Source organism: Segatella copri, from assembly GCF_051861805.1.
Taxonomy (GTDB): Bacteria; Bacteroidota; Bacteroidia; order Bacteroidales; family Bacteroidaceae; genus Prevotella; species Prevotella copri_M.
Genome location: NZ_CP146520.1, coordinates 381,034 through 406,486 on the forward strand (window position 1 = coordinate 381,034; position 25,453 = coordinate 406,486).

24 protein-coding genes are annotated in these 25,453 nt (G+C 43.2%); 13 read left to right on the top strand and 11 right to left on the bottom strand.

Annotated elements, in window-relative coordinates:
- The first annotated feature begins 68 nt into the window (after positions 1-68).
- From ilvA to V8Z93_RS01430, 3 genes are all read left to right on the top strand, one after another.
- A complete protein-coding gene (gene ilvA / locus V8Z93_RS01420) occupies positions 69-1,268 on the top strand; it encodes a threonine ammonia-lyase (protein ID WP_203041588.1) in 1,200 nt (399 codons plus the stop codon).
- Positions 1,269-1,335: 67 nt separating this feature from the next.
- Positions 1,336-1,710, top strand: coding sequence for a RidA family protein (locus tag V8Z93_RS01425; RefSeq protein ID WP_006848032.1), 375 nt, complete (start codon positions 1,336-1,338; stop codon positions 1,708-1,710).
- A gap of 51 nt (positions 1,711-1,761) precedes the next feature.
- Positions 1,762-2,580 (top strand): ABC transporter ATP-binding protein, encoded by an 819-nt coding sequence (locus V8Z93_RS01430; RefSeq protein ID WP_439432168.1) that lies wholly within the window; start codon positions 1,762-1,764, stop codon positions 2,578-2,580.
- Here the strand turns inward: V8Z93_RS01430 and V8Z93_RS01435 are convergent.
- The gene (locus V8Z93_RS01435; RefSeq protein ID WP_439432169.1) at positions 2,504-3,253 is read right to left on the bottom strand and encodes a hypothetical protein; all 750 of its coding nucleotides are present in this window, start codon (positions 3,251-3,253) and stop codon (positions 2,504-2,506) included. The genes V8Z93_RS01430 and V8Z93_RS01435 overlap by 77 nt on opposite strands.
- A 41-nt stretch (positions 3,254-3,294) precedes the next feature.
- Entirely contained in the window at positions 3,295-3,987 is a 693-nt protein-coding gene (locus V8Z93_RS01440; RefSeq protein WP_439432170.1) for a hypothetical protein, read from the bottom strand.
- 300 nt (positions 3,988-4,287) lie between these two features.
- Here V8Z93_RS01440 and V8Z93_RS01445 point away from each other — a divergent pair, with 300 nt between their 5' ends.
- Positions 4,288-6,057 carry an AAA family ATPase gene (locus V8Z93_RS01445; RefSeq protein ID WP_439432171.1) on the top strand — a complete coding sequence of 590 codons (1,770 nt, stop codon included), beginning with the start codon at positions 4,288-4,290 and terminating at the stop codon, positions 6,055-6,057.
- 225 nt (positions 6,058-6,282) lie between these two features.
- Here V8Z93_RS01445 and V8Z93_RS01450 read toward each other — a convergent pair whose 3' ends face one another.
- From V8Z93_RS01450 to V8Z93_RS01465, 4 genes are all read right to left on the bottom strand, one after another.
- Entirely contained in the window at positions 6,283-8,118 is a 1,836-nt protein-coding gene (locus V8Z93_RS01450) for a VapE domain-containing protein (RefSeq protein ID WP_439432172.1), read from the bottom strand.
- A gap of 438 nt (positions 8,119-8,556) precedes the next feature.
- On the bottom strand, positions 8,557-9,528 hold the full coding sequence (locus V8Z93_RS01455; RefSeq protein WP_439432806.1) for an IS3 family transposase: 972 nt from the start codon (positions 9,526-9,528) through the stop codon (positions 8,557-8,559).
- Positions 9,492-9,848 (bottom strand): hypothetical protein, encoded by a 357-nt coding sequence (locus tag V8Z93_RS01460; RefSeq protein ID WP_203038574.1) that lies wholly within the window; start codon positions 9,846-9,848, stop codon positions 9,492-9,494. The genes V8Z93_RS01455 and V8Z93_RS01460 overlap by 37 nt, the downstream gene beginning before the upstream one ends.
- Before the next feature lie 66 nt (positions 9,849-9,914).
- Positions 9,915-10,367, bottom strand: coding sequence for a DUF6078 family protein (locus tag V8Z93_RS01465; protein ID WP_439432173.1), 453 nt, complete (start codon positions 10,365-10,367; stop codon positions 9,915-9,917).
- A gap of 675 nt (positions 10,368-11,042) precedes the next feature.
- Here V8Z93_RS01465 and V8Z93_RS01470 point away from each other — a divergent pair.
- Positions 11,043-12,392 carry an ATP-binding protein gene (locus V8Z93_RS01470; RefSeq protein ID WP_439432174.1) on the top strand — a complete coding sequence of 450 codons (1,350 nt, stop codon included), beginning with the start codon at positions 11,043-11,045 and terminating at the stop codon, positions 12,390-12,392.
- A gap of 68 nt (positions 12,393-12,460) precedes the next feature.
- Here the strand turns inward: V8Z93_RS01470 and V8Z93_RS01475 are convergent, their stop codons facing one another.
- Complete coding sequence (locus V8Z93_RS01475; protein ID WP_439432175.1) at positions 12,461-12,712, bottom strand: hypothetical protein; 252 nt, start codon at positions 12,710-12,712, stop codon at positions 12,461-12,463.
- A gap of 207 nt (positions 12,713-12,919) precedes the next feature.
- Here V8Z93_RS01475 and V8Z93_RS01480 point away from each other — a divergent pair, with 207 nt between their 5' ends.
- From V8Z93_RS01480 to V8Z93_RS01510, 7 genes are all read left to right on the top strand, one after another.
- Positions 12,920-13,582 carry a UpxY family transcription antiterminator gene (locus tag V8Z93_RS01480; RefSeq protein ID WP_439432176.1) on the top strand — a complete coding sequence of 221 codons (663 nt, stop codon included), beginning with the start codon at positions 12,920-12,922 and terminating at the stop codon, positions 13,580-13,582.
- Positions 13,583-13,609: 27 nt separating this feature from the next.
- Positions 13,610-13,846: a hypothetical protein gene (locus V8Z93_RS01485; protein WP_439432177.1), complete on the top strand. Its 237-nt coding sequence runs from the start codon at positions 13,610-13,612 to the stop codon at positions 13,844-13,846.
- On the top strand, positions 13,843-14,850 hold the full coding sequence (locus tag V8Z93_RS01490) for a leucine-rich repeat domain-containing protein (protein ID WP_203039219.1): 1,008 nt from the start codon (positions 13,843-13,845) through the stop codon (positions 14,848-14,850). Before V8Z93_RS01485 ends, V8Z93_RS01490 begins: the two co-directional genes overlap by 4 nt.
- A gap of 9 nt (positions 14,851-14,859) precedes the next feature.
- Positions 14,860-15,816: a leucine-rich repeat protein gene (locus tag V8Z93_RS01495; protein WP_203039218.1), complete on the top strand. Its 957-nt coding sequence runs from the start codon at positions 14,860-14,862 to the stop codon at positions 15,814-15,816.
- 281 nt (positions 15,817-16,097) lie between these two features.
- The gene (locus V8Z93_RS01500) at positions 16,098-17,675 is read left to right on the top strand and encodes an ATP-binding protein (RefSeq protein WP_238405144.1); all 1,578 of its coding nucleotides are present in this window, start codon (positions 16,098-16,100) and stop codon (positions 17,673-17,675) included.
- A gap of 283 nt (positions 17,676-17,958) precedes the next feature.
- Positions 17,959-18,813: a hypothetical protein gene (locus V8Z93_RS01505; RefSeq protein ID WP_439432178.1), complete on the top strand. Its 855-nt coding sequence runs from the start codon at positions 17,959-17,961 to the stop codon at positions 18,811-18,813.
- Positions 18,814-18,895: 82 nt separating this feature from the next.
- The gene (locus V8Z93_RS01510; protein WP_439432179.1) at positions 18,896-19,435 is read left to right on the top strand and encodes a hypothetical protein; all 540 of its coding nucleotides are present in this window, start codon (positions 18,896-18,898) and stop codon (positions 19,433-19,435) included.
- Between the two features lie 557 nt (positions 19,436-19,992).
- Here V8Z93_RS01510 and V8Z93_RS01515 read toward each other — a convergent pair.
- Positions 19,993-20,313: a helix-turn-helix domain-containing protein gene (locus V8Z93_RS01515; protein ID WP_439432180.1), complete on the bottom strand. Its 321-nt coding sequence runs from the start codon at positions 20,311-20,313 to the stop codon at positions 19,993-19,995.
- A gap of 578 nt (positions 20,314-20,891) precedes the next feature.
- Here V8Z93_RS01515 and V8Z93_RS01520 point away from each other — a divergent pair.
- Positions 20,892-22,181, top strand: a complete 1,290-nt coding sequence (locus tag V8Z93_RS01520) for an ATP-binding protein (protein ID WP_439432181.1) — start codon at positions 20,892-20,894, stop codon at positions 22,179-22,181.
- Positions 22,182-22,493: 312 nt separating this feature from the next.
- Here V8Z93_RS01520 and V8Z93_RS01525 read toward each other — a convergent pair whose 3' ends face one another.
- The 3 genes from V8Z93_RS01525 to V8Z93_RS01535 are packed head-to-tail and all read right to left on the bottom strand — an operon-like array spanning position 22,494 to position 25,443.
- Positions 22,494-23,156, bottom strand: a complete 663-nt coding sequence (locus V8Z93_RS01525; RefSeq protein WP_439432182.1) for a LytR/AlgR family response regulator transcription factor — start codon at positions 23,154-23,156, stop codon at positions 22,494-22,496.
- 6 nt (positions 23,157-23,162) lie between these two features.
- A complete protein-coding gene (locus V8Z93_RS01530; RefSeq protein WP_439432183.1) occupies positions 23,163-23,321 on the bottom strand; it encodes a hypothetical protein in 159 nt (52 codons plus the stop codon).
- Positions 23,322-23,367: 46 nt separating this feature from the next.
- Positions 23,368-25,443, bottom strand: coding sequence for a histidine kinase (locus V8Z93_RS01535; RefSeq protein ID WP_439432184.1), 2,076 nt, complete (start codon positions 25,441-25,443; stop codon positions 23,368-23,370).
- Between the last annotated feature and the right edge of the window lie 10 nt (positions 25,444-25,453).

Consider the following 25,453-nt stretch of genomic DNA (forward strand, 5'->3'; position numbering starts at 1 on the left):
CTTTGCAGGCAAAATCACTCAGGAGAGTATTTCCTGACAGACTACAGAATAAAAGCATATCAACCATTATGTTACAACTTGACAATTTCTACAAGGCTCGCTTCGTGCTGAGCAAGGTGATTAGAAAAACTGAACTGGTTCACACACCAAGAATCAACCCAGAGAGTGATGTTTATCTGAAACCGGAATGTCTACAGAAGACTGGTTCGTTCAAGATTCGTGGTGCGTATTATAAGATTTCTCAACTTTCTAAAGAGGAGAAAGAAAAGGGAGTGATTGCTTGTTCGGCAGGCAACCATGCACAGGGTGTGGCGCTCGGAGCTACAGCCATGGGGGTAAAGAGCCTCATCTGCTTGCCTGAAGGTGCACCTATCTCGAAGGTAGAAGCTACCAAGCGACTGGGTGCCGAAGTCTGTCTGGTTCCAGGTGTCTACGATGACGCTTACCAGAAAGCTTTGGAGTTGAAGGATGAATTTGGTTATACCTTCGTGCATCCTTTTGATGATGAGAACGTGATTGCCGGTCAGGGAACCATCGGACTGGAGATTCTCGACCAGTTGCCTGATGTAGAAGCGGTCGTTGTACCAGTAGGTGGTGGCGGTTTGATTTCAGGAGTAGCCTTCGCCATCAAGTCGTTGAACCCGAACGTAAAGGTTTATGGTGTTCAGGCTGAGGGAGCAGCGAGCATGGTTCAGAGCCTCCACGACCACAAGCAGGAGAAATTGCCTTCTGTGGCAACCGTTGCCGATGGCATCGCCGTGAAGGAGCCTGGAAAACTCACCTTCGAGACCTGCTCCAACTACGTGGATGAAATCGTGACCGTGAGCGAGGACGAGATTTGCGCTGCCATTCTGAAACTTCTTGAAAGCGAGAAGATGGTGGCAGAAGGTGCCGGTGCGGCAAGTGTAGCAGCCGTGATGTACAACAAGGTGCCGGTGAAGGGCAAGAAAACCATCTGCGTGGTTAGTGGCGGTAACATCGATGTAACCATCCTGAACCGTGTCATCAACCGCGGTCTCTCGAAGAGCGGACGCCTCTGCACCATCGAGATGGAGCTTGACGACAAACCGGGCGAGCTGGTAGAGGTAGCCTCCGTCATCGCAAGCCTGGGCGGCAATATCACGGGAGTTCATCACGACCGTTCTGCCAACCGCAACAAGGTGAATGCCTGCGTGCTCCGACTCACGATGGAGACCCGCGACGCAGCCCATGTCAAGGAAATCAAGAGTGGCCTGGAACAGAAAGGTTTCCATCTCTGGATTGTATAATAGTATAATAGCAAAGAGAAATGCTATAAACTATAAATTGTAAATTATAAATTATATATTAAAGATCATGAACGCAATTCACACAGACAATGCGCCTGCAGCTATCGGACCATATAGCCAGGCTATCGAAGTAAACGGTTTCGTATTTGCATCAGGTCAGATTCCTATCGACCCAGCAACAGGTAATTTCGTTGAGGGTGGCATCAAGGAGCAGACTCGCCAGAGCCTCACCAACGCCCAGAACATCCTGAAGGCAGCAGGTACCGACCTTTCTCACGTGGTTAAGACCACAGTTTATCTGAACAGCATGGACGATTTCGCAGCCATGAACGAGGTTTATGCTGAGTTCTTCAGCCAGCCATATCCAGCCCGTTCTGCCGTAGCCGTAGAGAAGTTGCCAAAGGGAGCTCTCGTAGAGGTAGAGGTTTTGGCTGCCAAGTAAATCCTTGCCTTTGCTTAGCAGGTATAAGAATTTCGAAGAAAAAGGGTTTTGATGGGAGCTACAATCACATTCAAGAATCTAACGATAGGCTATCGCTCAAAGCACCAGCTCAGAGCGATAGCCTCATCTATCTGTGCCTCACTCCAGGCCGATGAGCTCACCTGTCTCATCGGAGCCAACGGAGTGGGTAAATCCACCTTACTCAGAACTTTAGCCGGATTCCAGCCGGCATTGGAAGGTGAAATTCTGCTATCCGGAAAATCTCTCTCGGCTTTTTCCGCCCAGGAACTGGCAAGAATCATTGGAGTTGTATTGACCTCGAAACCCGATGTAACCCAACTCACTGTAAAAGAAGTAGTTGGCATCGGTCGTTCCCCCTACACCAATTTCTGGGGAACCTTATCATCATCCGACCATCAGATAGTAGATGATGCCATCCGGCAGGTTGGCATCCCCCACCTGGCATCCCGCTACATCCATGAATTAAGCGATGGAGAGCGCCAGAAGGTGATGATAGCCAAAGCCTTGGCTCAGCAAACCAGCATCATCATCCTGGATGAGCCTACCGCCTTTCTCGATTTTCCGAGCAAGGTAGAAACCCTCCAGATGCTCCGCCGTCTGGCACACGAGCAGCACAAGTCCATCTTATTATCTACCCACGATGTAGAGCTGGCCCTCCAGCTGTCCGACCGTCTCTGGCTGATGGAAGAAAACCATCTCTCCATCGGCACCCCAAGAGAGTTGGCTGCCGATGGATCGCTATCGAGATTCATCAATCGGGATGGCATCAGATTTAATGAGCAGAAGATGAGGATAGAGTTTGAAACTTTCCACAACTCTTTCCCAAATCCACCTGCACACCCATATTAAAGCCGAAGAAGCCATTGCTTCCGGAAGAAACCGACATGCCGGTGCCTGCCACACCACCCATAAATTCGCTGGTGATAACCTGGTACGACATATCAGCATAAACGCTCAGGCGCTTCTTGAGCTTATAGGTTCCACCCATGCCGACACCCACTGTAGGGGAAGCAGAATGGATAGCGAAGTTACATCCCAAGCCAGCCCTAGGATAGACATAGAAATTCCACTTCTGGTCGGGGTTATAATCCATGAAAATGTTTTTAACGCTGATAGGAACATCCACGCAGAATACGGCATAACCACCTTCATCCATATTGCTCTGCGGATCCTCAGCCGGTCCCACCCATTCCAGGTGCTTGTTCTTGAAGATAGAGAGTCCGTTCTCCCAATTCACCTTTCCTCGCAGAGCCACATGCGGCGTAAACCATTTTCCCAACGCCACATCCACACCGAAGGTCTTTCCTTTTGGGAACACCTCCGAGAAATCGCATCCATAAGGATTCTGCAAAGACATATCCAAACCAGCCTGTACAAACCAATTATCCCAAAGGGTACCAGTAAGCACCTTTTGGTCTTGAACTTGCTGTTTTTGCATATTCAGACCTTGTGCATTCTGGTCTTGTGCATTCACCCCCAGGCTACATGCCAGGGTGCATAATATAATCAAGAAATGTTTCATGATGTTTCACCTTATTATATATTGTTCCTTCAATTACAGGATTATTCTCCCACCTTTTTAAAAGTCTTCGTCTTGGAGATATTGAAAGTAACTCCCAGCGAAATATCAAAGAATCCGTTGCTGTTGGAGCCTGTTCCCGTATCCTTCTCCACGCCGACAAATCCACTTGAAACCATATTGTAAGCCACATCAAAGTAAAGTCCCAGCTGGTCATTCAATTTAAATGTATTGCCAATACCGAGTCCTACAAGAGGGGTACCCTTAGAGACACCAAAATTATATGCAGCTCCGGCACGAGGATACACCTGCATATTCCACAGTCGGTCTTCCCTGTAGCCCCATATCAGGTTATGCAGGTCAATCTGGATATCTCCCACCACGGTCAGATATCCACCCTTATCCATGTTTTTTCCAGGCTGATCAAAAGGAGCGAGCCAGTTGTCGTGCCCGTTTTTCAGCAATTTGATACCATTCTCCCAGTTTACACGTCCGCGGAGTCCGAGGACAGGAGTAACCCACTTTCCCATGGCCACGTTCAATCCGAACGACTTACCATTAGGAAACACTTCCCCCAAGAAGTCATGTCCATAAGGATTCTGGAGCGACATATCGAGTCCTGTCTGCACATACCAGTTGCTCCAAAACGAATTGACATAAAAGACTTCCTGTTTCCCCTGCGCCTTCATTCCAGTGAGACACAAGCAAAACATCAGCAATAAAGTTAGTCTTCTCATAACAATCAATTATCTTATATCTAATTATACCGTTCTTATTCCGTTCTCTCTTACAACGCCTGCAAAGTTACGCTTTTTATTCCACACGGCAAAACAAAAGGAGAAGTTTTTATGAAGGTTGGGGAGATATATGATAATCCTCTAAAAAATGAAGCGACTTTCGTTTACAGATAAAGCCTTCCTTTACCCTATCTCCTATTCAATCCCTGTTTACAAAACTTTTCCTCCCTTTTCCTTGCCAATATCAAAAAAACAATGTATCTTTGCAGCGGAATCAATTAAAATAGGAGGATTAAAGCTATGGAGATAAGAGAAAGAAGAAAGCGAATCTATCGCAAACGCATACCATACGGCATGCAGAATTTTGAGGATGTGATAAAAGAGGATTGTTTCTATGTAGATAAAACTCCTTTTATCGAAGATATAGAAGGATCGAATAAATATTTCTTCTATATACGCCCTCGCCGTTTCGGCAAGAGCCTTACCCTCTCTATGCTCGAAAATTACTACGATATCAATAAAAAAGATGATTTCGAAACCATCTTCGGAGGTCTCTATATCGGCAAGAATCCTACTCCTGAACACAACTCCTATCTCGTCATACACCTCAACTTCGCAGAGGTAGATAGCGGACTTGACGACTACAAGGAAGGCCTCGATACTCATTGCCGACTGGTGTTTGAAGATTTCTGTACCCGATACGCCGCCCTGTTGCCACAAGGCACCAAGGAGGAAATGAAATCAGAACAAGGAGCCATCGCACAGTTAAGATTCCTGTGCCAGAAGTGTGCCGAGGTGAAGCAAAAGATTTACCTCTTTATTGACGAATACGACAACTTCACCAACATGATTCTTTCCAGCGAGGAACACCTCGAAAGATACAAGGGACAGACTCATGGAGAAGGCTATCTGCGCCGGTTCTTCAATACCATTAAGGGGGCTGCAAACACTTCACTGGGCCGTATCTTTGTTACAGGAGTAAGCCCTGTAACGATGGACGACTTAACCAGTGGCTTTAACATTGGCACAAACTATTCCTTAAAACCCCGTTTTAACGAAATGACAGGATTCACTGAGGAAGAGGTAAGGGATATGTTAAGCTATTACGCTGGCGTATTGCCTTTTAACCATACAGTGGATGAACTTATAGAAATCATGAAGCCTTGGTTTGACAACTATTGCTTCGCTATTAACAGCTACGGCAAGACTACCATGTACAACTCTATCATGGTACTCAATTTCGTAGATAACTACATAGAAAACGACTGCAATATTCCAGACAAAATGGTGGAACCCAACATCCGCATCGACTATAGCAAGATACGTATGCTCATCCGCCACGACAAGGAATTTGCCCATGATGCCAGCATCATCCAAGAGTTAGTTACAAAGGGATATGCTACAGGAAATCTCGTAGAGAATTTCCCTGCCGACCGCATCAATGACCCGGATAACTTCCTGAGTCTGCTCTTCTATTTCGGTCTGGTAACGATAGATGGAGAATACAAGGGTTCTACCAAGTTTATCATCCCTAACGAAGTGGTGCGCGACCAGATATACACTTATCTTCTGGATACTTACAGGGAGAACGATCTTACTTTCGAGCAATACGACAAGAACAAGCTGGAGAGCCGTTTGGCATACGATGGCGATTTCAAACCCTACTTTGACTATATCGCCGACTGCCTGAAACGCTATTCCTCTCAGCGAGACAAGCAGAAGGGAGAAGCTTACGTTCACGGTTTCACCCTGGCGATGACCAGCCAATGCAAGTTCTACCGTCCTATCTCGGAATTAGACAATGATGGCGGCTATGCCGACATCTTCCTCTTACCTCTCTGCGATATCTACAGAAGCATGGAAGATTCTTACATCGTGGAACTGAAATACTGCAAATCGAGCACCACGGATGAACAGGTGAAGCAACTCTTCAAGGAAGCCTCAGCCCAGATTTGCCGATATGCCGACAGCGACATCGTAAGGGAATCTATCAAAACCACCAAGCTGCACAAGCTCGTGGTGATTTATAGAGGAGCCGAAATGGTGGCTTGCGAAGAAGCGGAGGAATAAAAAATGCAGCGCGCTGCAAATTTCATGGGAAAATACCGAAAATTTGCAGTGCACTGCATTTTTCCCGCATACGTAGAACAAAGTTTTCAACCCATCTATCACCCATCACGATTTATCGTTGAAATCCGCATTAACTTACTCATATACAGATACTTTAATAGCGTGACTGATACTCTGAAAATGGAAATATCAGTCACGCTATCACTCACGATTTGGCTCCATCCCTCACGATTTTCGCACCACCAGGTATCGCATGCCGTCATTAAAACGCTTGCGATGGATGGATGGCATCTGAGAAAGCTTGCGACCGAAGCTGATGAGATTGCTCAACTTCACCGAAGATCCGATGTGACTCTTCAACTCCTGGAATATCTCGGCTGCGGTGAGATACTCGCCCAGTTTGGCATCATCGGTCAGGTCGAAATAGAGATTGAAATACTGGTCTACCGGAGAAATCACCTCAAACTTTCTGTTGCTCGCCATAATCAGCTTGGTCTGCTCCGCATCAAAATAGGTCTTCTCGCCAGCCTGCAATGCCGCCAATGCCTGCGCATAGAGTTGTTCATAATTCGGAAGCTGGCTTACATCGATAGGACCCGTGAGTTCCACCCCCAGGAATCTGCGATTGCCGGATGGGTCGGAGAGGATATCCTCCATGTTGCTCGTGGCGATGAAGGATGCCATTCTCGGAAACTCCTGCACATGACTGCCATACGGCGGCTTCATCTTCACACTCGGCAACTGGATGATGTTTTTCAGAAATCCCTGCTGCACCTGAGGAGATATCTGATTGAACTCATCCAGGTTGAGGAGCAGCGTCTGGCACATCGCCTGAAGCACCTGCCTTTTTTCTGACAGCACAAGGTTATCATTATACCCCCACTGCAACTCCGGCGGAACCAGTGATCTGCAGAAAGTACTCTTGTTGTAACCCTGCTTGGAGATGAGAAGCGGCGCCACGGAATTGCCATATTTGCGATGACTATAGGAACGCCACTGGTTAACCATCGCCAGGAACCAGGTGTAGAACCAATCCTCCCAATAAGGATTATCGGTAGGCACCGTACGCGCCAGGGCACGGATATAATCCTTGCCATCCCACTTGCCTGCGCACTTGAAAAGGAAGTCTTCCACAGGATTATAGGTAGAGAGAAGGTCTGACTCCAGATAATTGCGTACATCCTTGATACTCACACGAATATTGGCAAGTTGCACCTCCAGCGTCATGCGCTTCTGCACACGGGCATCCACCGGTTGATATCCCCAATAATCCTTATCTTTCGGTCGATATTCTGTGAATTTCATCACCGAATTATATTGGAAATCATACTTTTTGCACAGAAATCCTATCATACGCATAATATTATCACTCAACTCCTTACCATCTTTATCCACATCCTCTTCCGAGTTATCCACAATGGCATCTTTCAAGTTATCCACAGGTTTTTCAACGGTGTGGATAACCTCATTCAACACCAAAGGCAACGCATCCTCGCGATAATAGGGCGAAGCATCTTGGGTGAACAGGAAATCAGAGTAGATGGAAGGCTCGGGCATCTGCATCGTAGCCTTTACCAGAATCTGATAAAGCGGAGCGAAAGTCTGGAATGCCTGCTTATAAATTCTATCAGCCTCCACCTCATCATCTGGCAAGCTTCCCTTAGCCAAAGCATATTTCACCAAGACATTCAGACTGATGCCGTCGGCTCCCATAAAGGCTGCAAGGGTTGAAGGCAGACTGGCCACCTTCTGCTTGACGGCATCCACGCCTCCATCTTCCTCTATATTAACAAACGTAAGCAGCAGAACGCCGTTATTCTGCTTCATCTTCAGGAGTCCGTTTTCCGATTTCTGGAATTCGGCAGCAGGGTGAACATGCATCCAGGTTGCCATGTTCTTGTACCCGTCATAGCCATTGGTGAGCCAAGGCACATATTCACGGAAGTTGGCTACGGTATTCTTGGCATCATCGTTCACGATGCGCTCCAGGAATCGTTCCAGACTCTTGGTGCTGACCAGAAGCTGGTTCTTATTATTTCTATGTGTGATTGTAATTTTCATTGTCAATTATTTAAAGTTTATTCAAAAACTGTTTCAACTGTTCCAAGCGTTGGAACAGTTTGTTTCCTTAAGGGAAACATTTCGTCCCCTTAAGTGAAACGCGTTGTGCCTCCGAGAGGAACAAATTCATATTGTGGTTTAACGATTTTGGTTGACCACTTTTTATCTTATTTATAAGACGAGTTGACTCGGTTAATACTTATTTATAAAACCAGTTGACTAGTTAAAACTTAGTCATATTTTTTGTTGACTAGTTTTTCTCTTAGTCATATTTTTTGTTGCCACTCATGTTTCATGCAAAAACATGTTGGGGGATAATCCTGAGCGTAGCTTCCTTGGTAAGTTTGGGTTGGGCTCGATGCCCAACTCAAACTTTATACGTTGGTGGCTTAAACCATCACGTAGTTCCTTGGTGGGTGCAAAGATACTAATTTTCTTTTATTTTACCTTAGCTTTTATTGCTTTTTCTCTATAGCTTACCCATTTTTTGTTGATTTCACCCATCTTTTTAGCTGCTTCACGTGGAGTTAGTCCATCAAGGCTCATATGAGGACGCTCTTCATTGTAGAAGTTTATAGCAAGAATCACAGCTTTTTGAACTTCACTAATACTTGCAAACGACATGCCTTTCAGTAACTCATTCTTGATGGTACTGTTCACTCTTTCTGCTACAGCGTTGTCCTTAGGATTTCCGCTTTCCGTCATGCTGATTTTGATGTCATACTTTTTAAGCAAATCCGTATAAGCAAAGCTAGCATACTGGACACCACGGTCAGAGTGATGAGTTAGTTGGCTAAGATCATGTCCATCATAATGCTTTAGTGCCATTTTAAGTGCCTCGATGGCATAGATAGCCTCCAATGTTGGAGCCACACTATAGCCAACGATTTCCTTTGTGTAGTAATCGGTAATAAGGGCAAGGTAGCAGAACTTATATTCTCCACTCTCTGGATCGAGGAAGTATGGAATATAAGTTATATCGCTGACAACCAGCTGACAAGGACGTGTTGGCAGTAAGTCTTTGACGATGTTTGGATACAAAGGAAGGTCATGGGTGGAGTCTGTTGTCTTCACCCTACGCTTTACCTTTCTAACCTTCAAATTGTATTTTTCGACTATGTCGTAAAAGCGGTTGTAGCCAACACTTCTTGATGCCCCAAATTGCTTCTGATACATAATCCAAAGTTTGTTGCCGCCAATCCCCGGATCTTTCTTGCGAATATCTTTTATGAACTCCACTACAAAGGCTTCCTGGGCTATTTTTACCATATCACTATCTCCATGCTTGTAATAGGCCTGCTTTGTAACACCAAGTAAACGACACATAGGGGCAACAGGATACTTTCTGTTGTCCCTAGCGTGAAGCCTATTTGCTACTTGGTGCCAGCTTTTTTTAAGTCTATACCATATACTTCCTTGCCAAAAGCGACCATTTCCTCATAGAAGTCCGCACGAAGACGCTCTGTCTTAAGCTGCTTCTTCAATTCTGCTATCTCCTTGACCAAATCTTTGTAGTCTGATGGAGTGATTTCCTTACCTTGCTTCTTCATCTTTTCTGCCAATTCTGGATTTTCGGCTTCAAAGGTACGAATTTTACGCCAAACTGTAGAGCGACCTATACACAATTTAACAGAAATCTCTTGTTGTGTTAGGTGCTCAAGGGTGTACAGACGGTACACTTCCTTGGTAAGTTCGACATCTTTCAATGTTGCTTCTAATGATTCTTTCATGTAATTGAAACTTTAGGAGTCAACCATATTTATAAAAAGACATATCCTTTACCTGTAAATGGGATATTACTCGTAAACGAATCCTATTTCCTGAGCATAGTGGTCGTAGGTAGGTTCCTCGTAACCATATTTGGCAAAGAGCTGCTTCACCTGTTCCTGCTGCTCAGGGGTAAGATGTCTCTCGCCACGATGCACACGATAATAGGTAGTGCGGTTGCCCACGATATCCATCACAGCGAACTTGAGGGTATGCACATCGCTATGTCTCACCTGGTCGTAGAGATGGGTGAGTCCCCAAGCCGCCTTGAACTGTCGCACACGCTTGAAATGGGTGCAAGGTCCGTGGAGGTTGGCATCAGGAAAGACGGCATTGCCGGCGGTAACATCGTCAGGTTTGAACTTTGCCGAAATGAATCGGATGCACTCGTGGGTGCGAGGGCAATCGGCATTGAAACAGTACATCCAGCTGTAGTTTACCAGACTGTTGATGAACTTTGGATCATTAAGATTTAACTTCATGAAAAAATAAATTTTAAATTTAATAAAATAGGTTTCGCAGTGGTAATTGGCCATTGTGGAATCTTTGTTAACTAACTCTCCACAAAGGAACGCGAGGTAATCATTCTGGTGATATTGTCATGGTATCTATCACTTTTATAAAATAGCCCTGTGTAGCTTTGTCCCTGCAAAGATACAAAATTTTAAGCCCGAATGCAAGCTTTTTCCCAATTATATTTCATGTGTAACCCTTTTTGTGCACGTTAAAGTTTGTTTTTTGGAATGGAGGAAGCCGGAAATCGTGAGGCATGATGGCAAATCGTGACTGATAGCGTGATGGATATTGTAAATATTTCGTCTATCTATCACGCTAGATTAAAGAGATAAGTGTTTCATTTTCAAAGAATTAAAATTTTAAAAATAGGAATCGTGAGGGATGTGAGGGATGAAAAGAGGAAAAAGATTAGCGTAAGTAGATGTAAGTAGAAAAGCAGAATAGCCGAGATTAACGTAAAAAACATTAAAAACGGTAAGATTCGCAAGGAAAAACATTGCTTTATCCTAGGAAATGTGTATTTTTGCACCATTCGAAACCTAGGAAACGTGTAAAATACGGACTCTCGAAAGCTAGGAAACGTGTAAAATCTAGCATATAAAAAGCTAGGAAACGTGTAACAATAAGAACATCAAGAAGTTATGAAACGTAAAATCTATAGTGAATTATTAAAATGGAAATCAGACGACAATGGGCAGAATGCATTGCTCATTGATGGGGCACGACGCGTAGGTAAAAGCTATATCGTAGAGGAGTTTGCCAAGAACGAATACGATTCGTACATCTTGATAGACTTCAACAATACGATGCAGCAAGTATTAGATCTATTTAGGAACTACCTATACGATCTTGATACTTTCTTTATGTACTTGCAACTCTACTTCAATGTAAAGTTAATAGCGCGCAAGTCGCTGATTATCTTCGATGAAGTACAGGCATTTCCAGAAGCAAGAGCCGCCATCAAGTATCTTGTAAAAGATGGGCGATACGACTATATTGAGACAGGTTCACTTGTTTCCATCAACAAGAATGTAAAAAACATCATGATTCCATCCGAAGAGATTAGAATCAATATGTATCCGATGGATTTTGAAGAATTCCTTTGGGCAATGGACGAAGAGGCAATCATACAACTCATCAAAACCCAATATGCCAAACTCAAGCCTCTTGGCTCCGACATGCACCGCAAGGCTATGACCTTATTCCGCCAATATATGATAGTAGGCGGCATGCCTAAGGCAGTAGAAACCTATGTAAAGACTCGTGATTTTACAAAAGTTGATACAATAAAGCGTGCAATAATAAGCCTTTACAGAAACGACATTCAAAAATATGCAGAAGGCAACGAGGTAAGAGTGACAAGCATCTTTGATCTGATTCCAAGCCAGCTTCAGAAACACGAGAAGAAATTCCGCCTGTCTGAAATAAAGGCTGGTGCCAGAATGCGTGAGTACGAGGATGCTTTCTTTTGGCTGAACGAAGCTATGGTTGCAAATATCTGTTATGGGGCAACAGAGCCAAGCATCGGACTTAATCTCAAGTTGGAAAGCTCGAGCTTGAAATGTTACATGGCAGATACAGGTTTGCTAATCAGTATGGCTTTCGATGAGAATCGGATCATGCAGGAATCGCTTTACAAGAAACTGATGATGGACAAATTAGAAGTAAACGAAGGTATGCTTGTAGAGAATATCGTGGCACAGATGTTGAGGGCAAAGGGGCACAAGCTGTTTTTCTATTCCAACTATTCACGTGAGGCAGAAGACAGAATGGAAATCGACTTTCTGATAGCGAAGCCTTCGATTACGAGCAAGCACAACATCTCGCCAATAGAAGTAAAATCAACTAGTCGTTATACGATTTCTTCTTTAGAAAAGTGTATCAGGAAGTACAAGAATTACCTATCGACTCCTTATGTCATTCATACATCAGACTTAGCGGAAAAGGATGGGATAGTATATCTGCCACTCTATATGACACCCCTGTTATAAGCCTCTTCTCTTTTTCACCATCAATGATCAATTGAAAGCCTTTCAACCATAGCGATTTGCCAGATTTCCTATTTTCGTTTTTGCTGTTCCCGTATTATCCTGAACGCCAAATCGGCAAACTTTTTCATAGCCGCCTGAACCTGTCCTCGTCCGAAAGCCCAGAAAATGAGGGCGGCAGAGGCTGGTGCTGCATGTGTTCCTACATACTGGCGCATTTTAGGAACCGTACAGTTTTCAATGCCAAGTTCTTGCATGGCATTGAAAACTTGGGCAGCCGGTACTTCAAAATCAGTCTTGGTGCGCTGATCTCTAAGTACCAACGTGGTCTTGTTAACCTTAACCAGACACCTCTGCCATAAGTCAATCCATCATCCTCTTTAAAACTAAAACCACATACCCCTTATAAACAACCGCTTGTAGCCTTGAACCCGCCACTTAACCCCAATCATCGAAAAAACCGTTTGCAACATATCGAAAAAATCGCTAAATTTGCAGGGAAATATTAATGCATTTAGCGTAATAAGAATATGAGCACATTGTCTAATGTGACACCAGGCAGAGGCAAGTTTTTGCCTCAAAACGTTGGCCTTACCGCCAATGTCTCCTCCAGAGAATCACTTGATGGGGTGTCGGTAAGATACGCCCCAGACCCAAGTAAGAAATGGTTTGTACTGCGTGCCACTTACCATCGCGAATTGAAAGCCTATGATTACCTTATTAATCATGGTATCGAAGCATTTCTCCCACTCCACCGTACCCTCAAGTATGTGGATGGCAAGCGAAAGTTTGTCATCGAGTCTTATCTTCCCAACATGCTCTTTGTTTACGCAAGTCCCGAAACTGTAGAGAACTGCGTAAAGCATACGCCCGATCTTCATTTTCTCAGTTATTATTACAATCACTTTGTGGCAACAGAAGGAGAAAAGAATCCGCCTCTCATCGTACCATACGATTCGATGATGAATTTCATCAGGATATCTACCACCGACAACCGTCACGTCAAGGTGGTGAGTCCCGAGAACTGCCATTTCAAGAGTGGCGACATGGTGAGGGTGACAGATGGAGAATTCAAGGGGGTAGAAGGCAGGGTGGCAAGAGTATCAGGCCAGCAGAGGGTTGTGGTAGAAGTAGAAGGAGTCTGCCTGATCAGCACCGCCTATATTCCTAGTGCATTTATAGAAAAGAAATAAAATGTTCAATTTTTAAACTCATCAATTATGAAAAAATTAGTTTTATTGATTCTTATGCCTTTCATTCTAGGCATATTGAACGTATCAGCTCAAAGTGAGCTGAATGATTTTGAAGGAGAAACGACAGGAAGCCAAAAGACAAGGGCTGCTCTTTTGTTTGAACTATTCCCTGAGCTTCAAAAAGCTTACTCTCTGACACATTCTCTCAGAATTATATTTGCAGTACGTTTAAACTATTATTTTTTTAGAACTATAAAAGTATGAAAACAAATTTAAGATTCTTTTTATTATTTATTTTTGTCTTTTTAGGACAAGTTGTAAACGCTAAAGACTTTGAGGTCAATGGTATTGCCTACAACGTGGTATCATTGTCTGACCTTACTTGCGAAGTCACTAGAAACAACCAATACTTTAGTCCTAGTTATATTCCTGCACATGTAACATACAAAGGAAGAACATTTACGGTACTAGGTATTGGGGACAACGCTTTTGACGGTTCGAATGTAAGCGATATCACTTTCGAAAACGGTCTTACCTACATTGGTAAAAAAGCTTTCTTTTGCTGCGGTTTTACATCGCTCGTTATACCAAAATCAATAACAAAGATAGAAGAAGAAGCATTTAACTCTTGCGGAAAGACACAAAAAACGTGGAACGGCAATTACATCTCTATCTTATCTGAATTAAGGATAGAAGATAGTGACGAAATGTTAGAAGGAACATTCTGGCTAGGAAACTATAGTACATTCTGTGATACAAAAATAAAGAAATTATACCTAGGTAGAAACATTAATGATGCCGTACTTAATGATGGACTATATACTTCCCTTGAAGAATTAACAATTGGGGACTTGGTAACAGAATTAAGAACAAGTAGTCTTATTCCTGATGACATTTTCGATTTATATTATCTTAAAAAAGTAACCATAGGAACTGGACTTAAGAAAATACCTTACTTAGCTGAAGGAGACGAGCTAACACAAATATACGTTCGCTCTACAACTCCTCAAGCATCAGAAGGTTTCAACGATGGAACCTATATGCATGCTACATTGTATGTGCCAAAAGGGGCAAAAGAAGTTTATGAAGCGGCAGATATTTGGAAGAACTTTTGGAGCATCAAAGAATATGATGTAGAAACAACAGGAATAAATAATGTCGAAATAAAGCAAAAGTCAAAAAAACTATATAATTTAGATGGAACCAATGTCAACTCTTCATATCATGGAGTTGTCATTAAAAACGGAAAGAAGTATTTGAATAAATAATTTTGCATTATGAAACGTGTTATTCTATTAATATTTTATGCAATGATTAGTGTTGCATCATTGCATGCTGATAACGAGCCAGACTTCTACTTTGAAGGGTTAGGTTACAATATCATGTCAAAAACTGACTTAACCTGCGAAATCGGGAAAAGTAGCTATGGTGGAGAAGTAATCACAAGACCTACCGTTGAATACCAAGGAAAAACATTCACGGTATTAGGGGTAGGCGCAGAAGCCTTTCACTTAAGTCGTTGTACTCAAGCTACTATCGGAAATGGGTTAACTTATATCGGTTCCGATGCTTTTAGTATTTGCAGTAACCTAAGAAAGGTTACATTGACACCAAGTATCATTGACTTAGGGAGTAATTCCTTTGGAAGGAATAGAAAACTAGAAGAAGTTGTTGTTGAAGATGGTGATGAAGAATTGATATTTCAAAAAACAATGGTCAATTTTAGTCCATTCGAAAACACTCCCATTAAGAAATTATATATAGGTAGAAATCATAACAAAGATGTCTTTCTTGGAAGCTGTAAACTGGTTACAGACTTGGAATTAGGAGATAAAGTTACGAAATTTGAATTGTCAGAATTTCCATCGTTAAGAAGATTAACTATAGGAAAAAATCTTGATTTTTTGCCTTATATGGATACTGGTGATTATTTAACTTCTATAACTGTCAAAGCTGAAATACCTCAAAATATAGGTGGTTTTACCAAACGCACATATTTAAATGCAACTCTATTTGTTCCAAAAGGGACAAAAGAACTATATGAAAAAGCCGCTGGATGGTCAGAGTTTTGGAATATACGAGAATATGTTCCTACCAATATAACAACCCACAAGATTGATATATCTAGAATTATCAAAGAATACTCACTAGATGGAGTAGAAAGAAAAGGACATTCAAAAGCAGTTCGAGTCGTAAGAAAAAGTAATGGGAGCATAATAAAAATATTTAAATAGAAATGATATCCTTATATGACTGAACCCACCTGAAAAAGTCATTTTTGATAATTTCTTCAAATGTAACCATCTGATAATCAAATGGCACTTTGTAGGATAAAGAACCAAAAACTCCTTTTTTTAGTGGACTCACGACTGAGTCCACTTTAAAAAGGACGGAGTTCACTATAGTCTTTTCTCTTATCAAGCATAGTTTTACATCTTTTTAATTGCCAAAAACTTGCATGATTCAAAAAATAGCCGTATCTTTGCGGCTAAAGATAGGAATAGGAGAAATAGTTATGGCAAACAATGCATGCAGAAAGTTGCCGGTAGGCATACAATCTTTCAACAAGATCAGAGAAGAAGGTTATCTCTATGTAGACAAGAGTGACATCATCTGGAAATTGGCGAACAATGGCAAACAGTATAATTACTTGAGCCGCCCTCGCCGATTCGGTAAATCTGTGCTTGTTGATACACTTCAGGCTTACTTCGAAGGAAGAAAAGATCTCTTCGAAGGACTGAAAATAATGGAGTTGGAGAAGGAATGGAAGCAGCACCCTGTGATTCGACTTGACATGAGCCGAGGGGGAGCGACTGCAAATGAAGTTAAGGCATATCTGGATCGAACATTTGATGTTTATGAGCAATTATATGGCATCCATATTAAACCAACAGATTCACTAGGAAACCGCTTCGACCTCATCATCAAAACCGCCTATAAGCAAACAGGGCTCAAGGTTGCCATTCTTATCGATGAGTACGACTCTCCTCTCCAACACTCGTGGAAAACTCCCGAGCATGAGGGTTGTACAGAAGTATATAGAAGCGTTTTTGCCATTCTGAAAGCCGATGATGCATACCAGCGTTTCGTCTTCATTACGGGTATTACCAAGTTTACACAGATTTCTCTTTTCTCGGTACTCAACAACCTGACCAATATCAGTTTCCTTCCAGAATATGCTGCAATTTGCGGTATTACAGAAGAAGAAATCGGAGAGAACTTCAAGCCAGAACTGGAAAGAATGGCAGAAGTGAACGGTTGGACCTTGCAGCAAACTCACGACAACCTGAAGGATTACTACGATGGCTACCATTTCAGTCGCAGAAATATGGTGGACGTCTACAATCCTTTCAGTCTCCTCAATGCGCTTGATACGCAAGACTTGAGTTGTTTCTGGGTTTCATCCGGAGCTACCTCCATGCTGCCGAAGTTTGTTGACAACATGGAATTACGATTACGCAATTTTGAACATTGTCCGATTTTACGCAAAACTCTTGAGAGTTCTGATGTAATAAATGGTGGTGCCGAGCTCTTCCTCTATCAGACAGGATACCTTACCATCAAAAGCAGCGATGAATTTGGCTATTTCTTAGGTTTTCCAAACCAGGAAGTAAGACAGGCACTTTACGAGGTTGTGCTGCCAACCTTGACCATGCAATCAGAAAGCGATATCATCAGTATGCAAAGTAGCCTGTTCCGGCAATTGGGTACAGGTCAGATTGCTGATGCCATGAAAACGCTGAAAGCACTGGTTGCCGACGTGCCTTACAGCAACAAGAAGCTTGCCTCGATGGACATGGAAGAGCGCTATCGCCTCATCATCAGTACTATATTGAATGCCATCGGACTGAAAGTAGAGGTGGAGCACATGCTTGCCACTGGAAGAATCGACCTCATCGCACAAACTTCCCGCTACATATACGTGATAGAGCTGAAGCTGAGAAACAATGGCGGCAAGAAGGCTGCCATCCAGCAGATTTTAGATAGCAGATATCTGGAACCATTCAAGGCAGATAAGCGAAAGGTAATAGGTCTCGGCATTGAGCTTGACGAGGAAGGAAAAGGCTTGTTGGATTGGGGAATCACTGAATAACAAGAATTACAGAATCAAGAAATGGTCTAATAACAAAGTCCGCTGACAATCTTGCAGATTGCATGCGGACTTTATTCGTATAATATAAACTCTCGTACTGAATCCACTCCTCTTATTATAGCTAAAAATATCATAAAACTAAAACCACATACCCCTTATAAACAACCGCTTGTAACCCGCAAACCGCCACTTAGCCCCAACCATCGAAAAACCCGTTTGCAACATATCGAAAAAATAGCTAATTTTGCAGAGAAATATTAATGCATTTAGCGTAAATAAGAATATGAGCACATTTATGAAGCAACATTTTTTCTATTTATTCCTTGCCATGAATCTATTTCTTATGGCATGTAGCAGTGGAGACTCTGAAGATTCGGAGCAACTTGATGGAGTTCATTTCGTGGAGCACCATAAGGATACTTATGGGGTAACAGAAGTGAACGATGGAACTGTAATATCTTTCAAATGCAAATTCTGTGACAAATATGGACACCTGGCGAAAGACAAGATTCGATCTCTTGAATTTCTAGGTCATACACAAAGTCATACAACAACTAACAATGCAGACATCGTTTTTAACGTAGATTGTTATGCCTTTTATTATTCGGTCTTGGAACGAGACCAGTATTATGAATACAAGGATGGTTATCGACGTACCTTGCAGAAGAACATTCATCTCACAGTTTCTTATGTGGGTTGTACCCCCGAAACACCAACATATATGATTCCGAAAGATCAGGAAACCCACAAATACACTTATCCCGACATCGTAGGAGAATGGGTACCTTATACACCAGGAATGGACGAAGATAATGAGGATGATGGAACAGGAGGAGGTGATGGAGGCAATTCTGGAAGTTCCGATACTTCTCTCTTTACAATTTCTCCAGTATCCGTGACTACGATTATCACCAGTGACGAGAAAAGCGGCACCCTGATATACAACAGCTATTATAAATGGGTGAATAGAGATTCCGGAAAGATACTACTCAGCGGCAGCAAAGATTCCTATAGAAATAAAGGACATGTCGGTAAAAATTCCGACAGTTACAAGTGTAATTATTATGTAGGAGGTTTCACATACCGTTCCGTTCAACATGATGGTATAGGTGTCACTAAATATCATTATTTCAACTAGCTTTTATAGCAGTTACAGGGAATAATACCGCTCATATTTAAAATAATTTAAAGCTTTGCCATCGGCATGACGGGCACAACTCATGAAAAAAATACAATTATCTTTAATGGCGTTTCTCATCGCCTTGTTTGCAATGGTTTCTTTTACCGCCTGTTCATCTTCATCTAACGAGGATGAAGACGATATTGAGGTCACAAAATCCGGTATTGAGGGTTACTGGATAACTTTAGAAAGTGTTCGTCAAGATGTAAAAGATGCCTATAATTACGATCCAAACGATTATACAGAAACTTCATATTTTGGAGCATATTGGTCAGATGACATTTTAAGGAGAGGTGGAAGCAGTATTTATTTATGGCATTTTATTAATGCCAATACTGTTCAGCGCATTTGTTTTCTGACATACCAAAAGAAGAATAACAATGCCTTTTATAAAGAAACAAACACTCAATATCCTTTTTATCTTGCAGAATTTTCTGATAGATATATCTATACCTATGTTATTGCTAATAACAAAATTGTTTTATCAAATGGAGATTTGATTACTCTTTTGAATGGAAAACTTTATTGGGATGGGCAAATGAATGGATATGAAAGAGTAAATGGTATAAATATAAAATAATGGCGGCAAAAAGGCTGCCATCCAGCAGATTTAAGATAAAAAATACCTGGAACCTTTCAAGGCAGATAAACGAAAGGTGATAGACACCTCGACATAGAACCTGACGAGAAAGGCAAAGGCTTGTTGGATTGGGGAATCACTGAAGAAAAGCGTTGAAGTTGCATCTTGCCACCGCACTTCGGGCAAGTATGCATATTCCACCAGTGAATCCTGTCAGAACTGCGCATTTTTTCGACCTGTACGGTTGAAATTACCCAATACGCCCTGAAAGGGCAGAAGCTCCTAGCCCAGGGCATCGCCCTGGGTAATTATGAACGCAAACCCGTCGCCCTGTAAGGGCAAAAGCTTTAAAGAACCAAGCAATAAACAAAGCTTTTGCCCTTACAGGGCGTCTTATTGATTGCTATTATACCCAGGGCGATGCCCTGGGCTAAGAGCTTTTGGGCTTTCAGCCCGTTTCAACCGTACAGTTAGCAATTTTTCATAACACAACTTCCCGACTAACTCTGGTCTATCGAGCCAGTTAAAATCAGCGAAAACAAACAGTCGTTCCATTTCTATCCCTTTTTAGATGCTCGTTGACGATTCTTCAGTCCCATATCCTGCAATGCCCTTCCGAGTTTATCATCCTTTGCCAGGAGCAAGATGTCGTCATCCAGCTGAAGAGCATAGAGTACACGAAGGTAGATTCCGATGGATACCGTTGGTAATCCCTTCTCCACCTTGCAAAGTGTAACTTCTGAGCATGTTGCCCTTTCTGCAACTTGAGCCATACTCAGGTTGCGGCGTAATCGGGCAAGCTTAATCTGCTCACCCACGATTTCCATTTTTTGAATCAACTTCCTTGGAAGTTTGTTTGCCATTGTATTCTTTGTCATAGCTTTAATCTTAATTATGATATGCAAAAATACATAATTTACTTCATTATAAGAAGGGTTATCAAGTTTTTTAAGAATAATTTATATCCAAACACTCAACAACTGTTAAAAGCACCCGCCCAATCATCACTTTTATCCCCAAACTCTTGCATAACGCAAATAAAAGTCGTACCTTTGAATCGTCAGTCCTCGCCAAGCCTCTTAACAATGCTCAAATCGTGCGAGGCGTTTTTGGGGCTCAGGAGAGATTGTCTATCCACGGACAATCTCCCCTGAGCCTAAACTTTATGTTTATTCGAGGTCATTTTTTTATTCGTTTATACCAAAAGGACTAAAATGTAAAAAGTTGAAGGTGTGTCATAAGTCCATGATGCACCCTTTTATGTGATATTCTTATGCATAAGACAAAGTGACATCAAGATACAACCGGTATATGATTTTAGCAAAATATGTAAAATAAGGCATTCAGAACACCCCAAAACTTGTAAAATAAGGCATTCTGTAGAGTTAAAAACTTGTAAAATAAGGCATTCTTCATGTTTTTTTCTTATCTTTGCCCTCGAAAAGTAAGAGCTATTATGTTAGATAAGAGAAACTTAGAGCAGATTCTTTCTGACCAACAGGAAGAATTGGATATACGTAGGGGCGAAACTTTGTGTCATCGACCAGAGGAAGCGCTCATCGACTTGAGCAGTACACAGGCTCAAGTAGTGATTGGTGTGCGCCGCAGCGGTAAGTCAACTCTATGCTTCCAGGCATTGGAGAAGGCTGGTGTGAAATATGCCTATGTAGACTTTGACGATGAGCGGTTGGCTAAAATCCAGGCTGAAGATTTGAACGACATTCTGGAAGTATTGTATAAGATATATGGTGACTTCAATTATCTTTTCCTTGATGAAATACAGAACATCGAGGGCTGGCATCTCTTCGTGAACCGCATGCTTCGCAAGCGAATGCATGTTATCGTAACTGGCTCTAATGCCAAACTTCTGAGCAGCGACTTGGCTACTCATCTCTCAGGACGCAGCAAGGAAATACCTCTATATCCATTCTCCTTTTATGAGTATTGTATGATGAAGGAGGTGGATACGGAAGGAATGAGCACCAAAAAACAGGCATTCAGAAGAGCTGCCTTTGATGATTATCTGAAGCTGGGTGGGTTTCCTGAGCTCCACATTATCGGCGAACACCAAACCTATGTAAAGAATCTGGTAAGCAATATCCTGCAAAGAGATATTGAACAGCGTTTCAAGATTACCTATCAAGCCACCTTCGAGCAGCTGGCTCATCATCTGCTCAATGTGGCTCCGGTCATCGTATCTTCTTCGGAACTATCAGCCACATTGGGGGTAAAATCGGAACATACCATCAGAAATTATATCGGATATTTGAAGCAGGCTTATCTGCTGATGGGGCTTCAGAAGTATTCTGCCAAGAGCAAGATGAGGATAACTCAAGAGAAGGTGTATCCAATAGATGTTTCTTTGATGGATCAGCGAGATAATGCACTAGCAGGAGAGAATCTGGGATGGAGACTGGAAACCATCGTTTATCTGCAATTGGTAAGAACTTATAAACCTTTGGGGTATGATATCTATTACCTGAGCGACCGTTCTGGAGAATGCGATTTCGTGGTTTGCAAAAACAACCAAGTGAAACAAGCTATTCAGGTATCGTATGATATTTCTTCGCCCAAAACTCGCAAACGAGAGATAGATGGCTTACTCCTGGCTCATAAAAAGACGAAATGCACCAACCTGCTGTTGCTCACAGACCATGAGTATAGTCAAATTACAGAAAATAAGGTTGACATCAAGATACAACCAGTATATGATTGGGTATTAGAAATAGGAAAGAGAAAAGAGTGAATTGGACATGAAAGTTTTTATTCGCTACCACCGAATAAAATCAAGCATTTTTATTCGGTGGTAGCGAATAAAAAATGCTATTTGAAAGAATATTGGAGTAAAGATTTTCTTGGATAAAGAAAACGACGAAACGCATTATCTGCATTTCGTCGCTTCCTTTTTATAAGTCTATCAGATTCCTGAAGAATCTAAAACATTAAAAATCACCAGGTCCTTTTCCCCTTCATTCCCCCACCATAATCCTCACTTCATAAAAGCTGGAGCCGTAGCCTTGCCAATAGCCCAGATTACTTTCTATTATATTCTATATCCCTACAATATCTCCAGCTTCTCCTTCACCGCCTTGTAGCAGCGGCGGGAAACGGTGATGTTCTCCTGGTCGAAGGGAGGAGAGAAGATGCAGCGAAGGGTGTAATTCTCGATGCTGATGAGGTAGTCGAGATTGATGATGCAATCCTGACGGACCTGAGCCAGCGATGGAGACAGGGAGAGAACTGCCTTCGCCGTGGTCTGCTTCTTCAACTTATGAATCTGACCGTTAGCCAACCTCAGATGCCATAGACGGGTATCCTCATCAAATGTACAGCAGAACACCTCGTCGGGCTTCACCATCAGCAAGCCCGAAATGGTCTGAATGGCAAGGCGCTTGCCCGATGTTCCCAACAAGCCATTCACCCCCAATAAATTCTGAGGATCCTGATGGGATTCTGAAGAGGAGGATGAAGAGAATGAAGAGGATGACGAACCATCTCCCCCTTCCATTTTCTGGCGGATGCGTCCCACCACCAGTTCCAGCTCCTCCTGCTGATAAGGTTTCAGCAGGAAATCGAAGGCGGAAGCACGCAGCGCATCAATCATATACTTGTTGAAGGCACTATAGAACACCACGATGAGGTCCATCGGCATCTCATCTCTCAGAGATTGCAACACCTCGAAACCCGTCTGTCCAGGCATCTCTACATCGATAAACAGCACATCGGGCTACATGCTCATCACCAAGGTCTTTGCCGACATCGCCGAAGAGGAAGTGGCTATCACCTCGAAATCTTCCAGGGCAGCCAGATCGTTCTCCAACCTCAGGATGCTCTGTGGCTCATCATCCACTATTACTACCTTGATTTTATCTTGATCCGTTTGCATAACATTCTTTTTTTTTTTGCATATTTACGAAAGGAGTCTCCCCACCCTACTGGCATACGCTATAATCGTATTCGCATGGTACTCCGATACTTACACACGTTCCTTTCTGCCGATCACTTCCGCCATCAGCAGTACCCGCACGACTCTGTATCTTGAAATACATTTTGCGTGCATTTCCGGCATTGAGCATCTCGATGGTACTGTTCAGGATTCTCAATCCCGTGCCCGTGCTTGCCGCAGCATTAGCCTTCCTTGTGCCCATGCCAGCCACGGCACCCACGCCGCCACAGCCATTGTCGATGACATCGATGCGGAGTATGCCATCTTCTATCCAGATTTTCACATCGAGCAGCGGCTTCTCTCCCGATTCTTCCATCCCCACAAAAGCATGCTTCAGGGCATTCTCCACAGGAATCTGGAGAATCATAGAAGGCAGCATCAGCGACATGTTAACCTCCTTGGCTATGTCAAAACGGGGCATCGGAAGCAACGGATTGGTTTCGTGACGAAGAGACGAATAACTCATCACCATCTGCAACTCATCCTCCAGACTCACAGCCACCTGATCGCAGGTAAGCAGATTGGCTCGGAGCACCTGTATCAGGAGGCGCAGCGGCTTCACGTTGACACCCTTTGGCAGATTAGAGATAAAGATGTTGAGCACGTTGAACACGAAATGGGGCGAGAAGCGATTGCGTACGTTCTCCATCTTCAGTGCCATCATGCGGTTCATTTCCTCCCGATGCTGATGCTTGTGGCGCAACGACTTATAGCGATAGAACACCACCAGTGCCAACACGCCCACCACCAGCAAACCGATGACCAGGAGCAGGATTAACCGGGAAGACTTTGCCTCTGCCTGCGTACTTTGAAGAATCAGGTCGCGGCGCACGATGGCTGTATCCTGCTTGAATCGCAGCTCGTTCTCCTGCACATTCGATACCATCGTGGCATTGCGCAGCGAGTCATCGTATTGCTTCATCAGTTTCTGATATTGCAAAGCCTTGGCAAACTGTCCCTTTCGCTCATAAAGATCAGCCCATCCTTTGTGGTAGAGATAAAGGTAGTTGGGCGACATCTTCGAGAGGTCGTATGGCTTGCTCAATATCGCCGAAGCCTTGTCCAGACGGTTCTGCTTCAGTGCCAGGGCGGCATTCAAGCCATCAATATAGAATTGCAGGTCGTTCTGCATGTTGGGTTGCACGAAGAAGAACTTCGTGGTATTAGCCAGATATTTCTGGGCAGAATCCAGACGGTTGAGTTCCAGATAGGTCTGTCCCAGGTTGGCATCCACCACAGCCGTCATGAAAGGCTGTCCCATCTGCAGGGTTGCCTTCTGTGCCTTCAGGAAGCACTTCAGAGCCTCAGCCGGCTTTTCCTGACTGCTATACACATTTCCCCAACTGTTGTAGAAGAAATGGGCGTCCTTCGGATTCCGGGGCGGATACTGGCGTTCTGCCTTGCGGAAATAGAAATGCGCCAACTGATAGTTGCGCAGGTCGTTATACACCTGTCCCAATCCTGCCAGAATACTGTTCTGAGCCTCATGCAGATTCAGGGAATCTGCCAGGAAATTGGCACGGCGATACCACGAGGATGCATCCGCCAGCTTACCCAACTGTCTGGAAGCATCGGCTATATTGATGCAGATGTCGATGGCATCATTGTGATGATCCAGTTTCATCAATTCCCGGTAAGCCTTGATGTAATAAGTGCGGGCAGGTTCCCGCTTACCCACAGCCTGCAGCAATACACCCTGCAGGTTGTCGGCATACGACTGTATCTTGAAGGTGGTTTCCTGGTCGGGATGCTGGCGGCAAAAGCCGTTTACCGAGTCGATAAGTGCCTGGCATTCCGGATCGGCGCCTTTCAGATAGCAGCATTTCGCCACAATCAGTCTTTTCCATTGCTCTACCAGTTCCGGCTTGCCTCCGCATTTCAGATTTCTGATTTGCTGAATCATCGAGTCGGGCTGGCTTTGCATCATCTGCTGATGCTGGGTTACAAACTCATCGATGGGTTTGTACCAGGAGTCATCCTCCTTTTTCTCTGAGGAGCACGCTGCCAGCAGCATCATGCATTCCATCAGCCATAGCCAGGTATATTTTTTCAGTTGTGTCATAAGTCTGTTT

Bases quoted from the DNA above. Each gene is read 5' to 3' on its own strand.
- V8Z93_RS01430 (WP_439432168.1), top strand. From the start codon at position 1,762: ATGGGAGCTACAATCACATTCAAGAATCTAACGATAGGCTATCGCTCA.
- V8Z93_RS01470 (WP_439432174.1), top strand. From the start codon at position 11,043: ATGAAACGTAAAATCTATAGTGAATTATTAAAATGGAAATCAGACGAC.
- V8Z93_RS01445 (WP_439432171.1), top strand. From the start codon at position 4,288: ATGGAGATAAGAGAAAGAAGAAAGCGAATCTATCGCAAACGCATACCA.
- V8Z93_RS01535 (WP_439432184.1), bottom strand. From the start codon at position 25,443: ATGACACAACTGAAAAAATATACCTGGCTATGGCTGATGGAATGCATG.
- V8Z93_RS01490 (WP_203039219.1), top strand. From the start codon at position 13,843: ATGAAAACAAATTTAAGATTCTTTTTATTATTTATTTTTGTCTTTTTA.
- V8Z93_RS01530 (WP_439432183.1), bottom strand. From the start codon at position 23,321: ATGCAAACGGATCAAGATAAAATCAAGGTAGTAATAGTGGATGATGAG.
- V8Z93_RS01435 (WP_439432169.1), bottom strand. From the start codon at position 3,253: ATGAAACATTTCTTGATTATATTATGCACCCTGGCATGTAGCCTGGGG.
- V8Z93_RS01510 (WP_439432179.1), top strand. From the start codon at position 18,896: ATGAAAAAAATACAATTATCTTTAATGGCGTTTCTCATCGCCTTGTTT.
- V8Z93_RS01495 (WP_203039218.1), top strand. From the start codon at position 14,860: ATGAAACGTGTTATTCTATTAATATTTTATGCAATGATTAGTGTTGCA.
- V8Z93_RS01465 (WP_439432173.1), bottom strand. From the start codon at position 10,367: ATGAAGTTAAATCTTAATGATCCAAAGTTCATCAACAGTCTGGTAAAC.
- V8Z93_RS01460 (WP_203038574.1), bottom strand. From the start codon at position 9,848: ATGAAAGAATCATTAGAAGCAACATTGAAAGATGTCGAACTTACCAAG.
- V8Z93_RS01485 (WP_439432177.1), top strand. From the start codon at position 13,610: ATGAAAAAATTAGTTTTATTGATTCTTATGCCTTTCATTCTAGGCATA.
- V8Z93_RS01425 (WP_006848032.1), top strand. From the start codon at position 1,336: ATGAACGCAATTCACACAGACAATGCGCCTGCAGCTATCGGACCATAT.
- V8Z93_RS01450 (WP_439432172.1), bottom strand. From the start codon at position 8,118: ATGAAAATTACAATCACACATAGAAATAATAAGAACCAGCTTCTGGTC.
- V8Z93_RS01520 (WP_439432181.1), top strand. From the start codon at position 20,892: ATGTTAGATAAGAGAAACTTAGAGCAGATTCTTTCTGACCAACAGGAA.
- V8Z93_RS01440 (WP_439432170.1), bottom strand. From the start codon at position 3,987: ATGAGAAGACTAACTTTATTGCTGATGTTTTGCTTGTGTCTCACTGGA.
- V8Z93_RS01515 (WP_439432180.1), bottom strand. From the start codon at position 20,313: ATGACAAAGAATACAATGGCAAACAAACTTCCAAGGAAGTTGATTCAA.
- ilvA (WP_203041588.1), top strand. From the start codon at position 69: ATGTTACAACTTGACAATTTCTACAAGGCTCGCTTCGTGCTGAGCAAG.
- V8Z93_RS01505 (WP_439432178.1), top strand. From the start codon at position 17,959: ATGAGCACATTTATGAAGCAACATTTTTTCTATTTATTCCTTGCCATG.
- V8Z93_RS01500 (WP_238405144.1), top strand. From the start codon at position 16,098: ATGGCAAACAATGCATGCAGAAAGTTGCCGGTAGGCATACAATCTTTC.
- V8Z93_RS01480 (WP_439432176.1), top strand. From the start codon at position 12,920: ATGAGCACATTGTCTAATGTGACACCAGGCAGAGGCAAGTTTTTGCCT.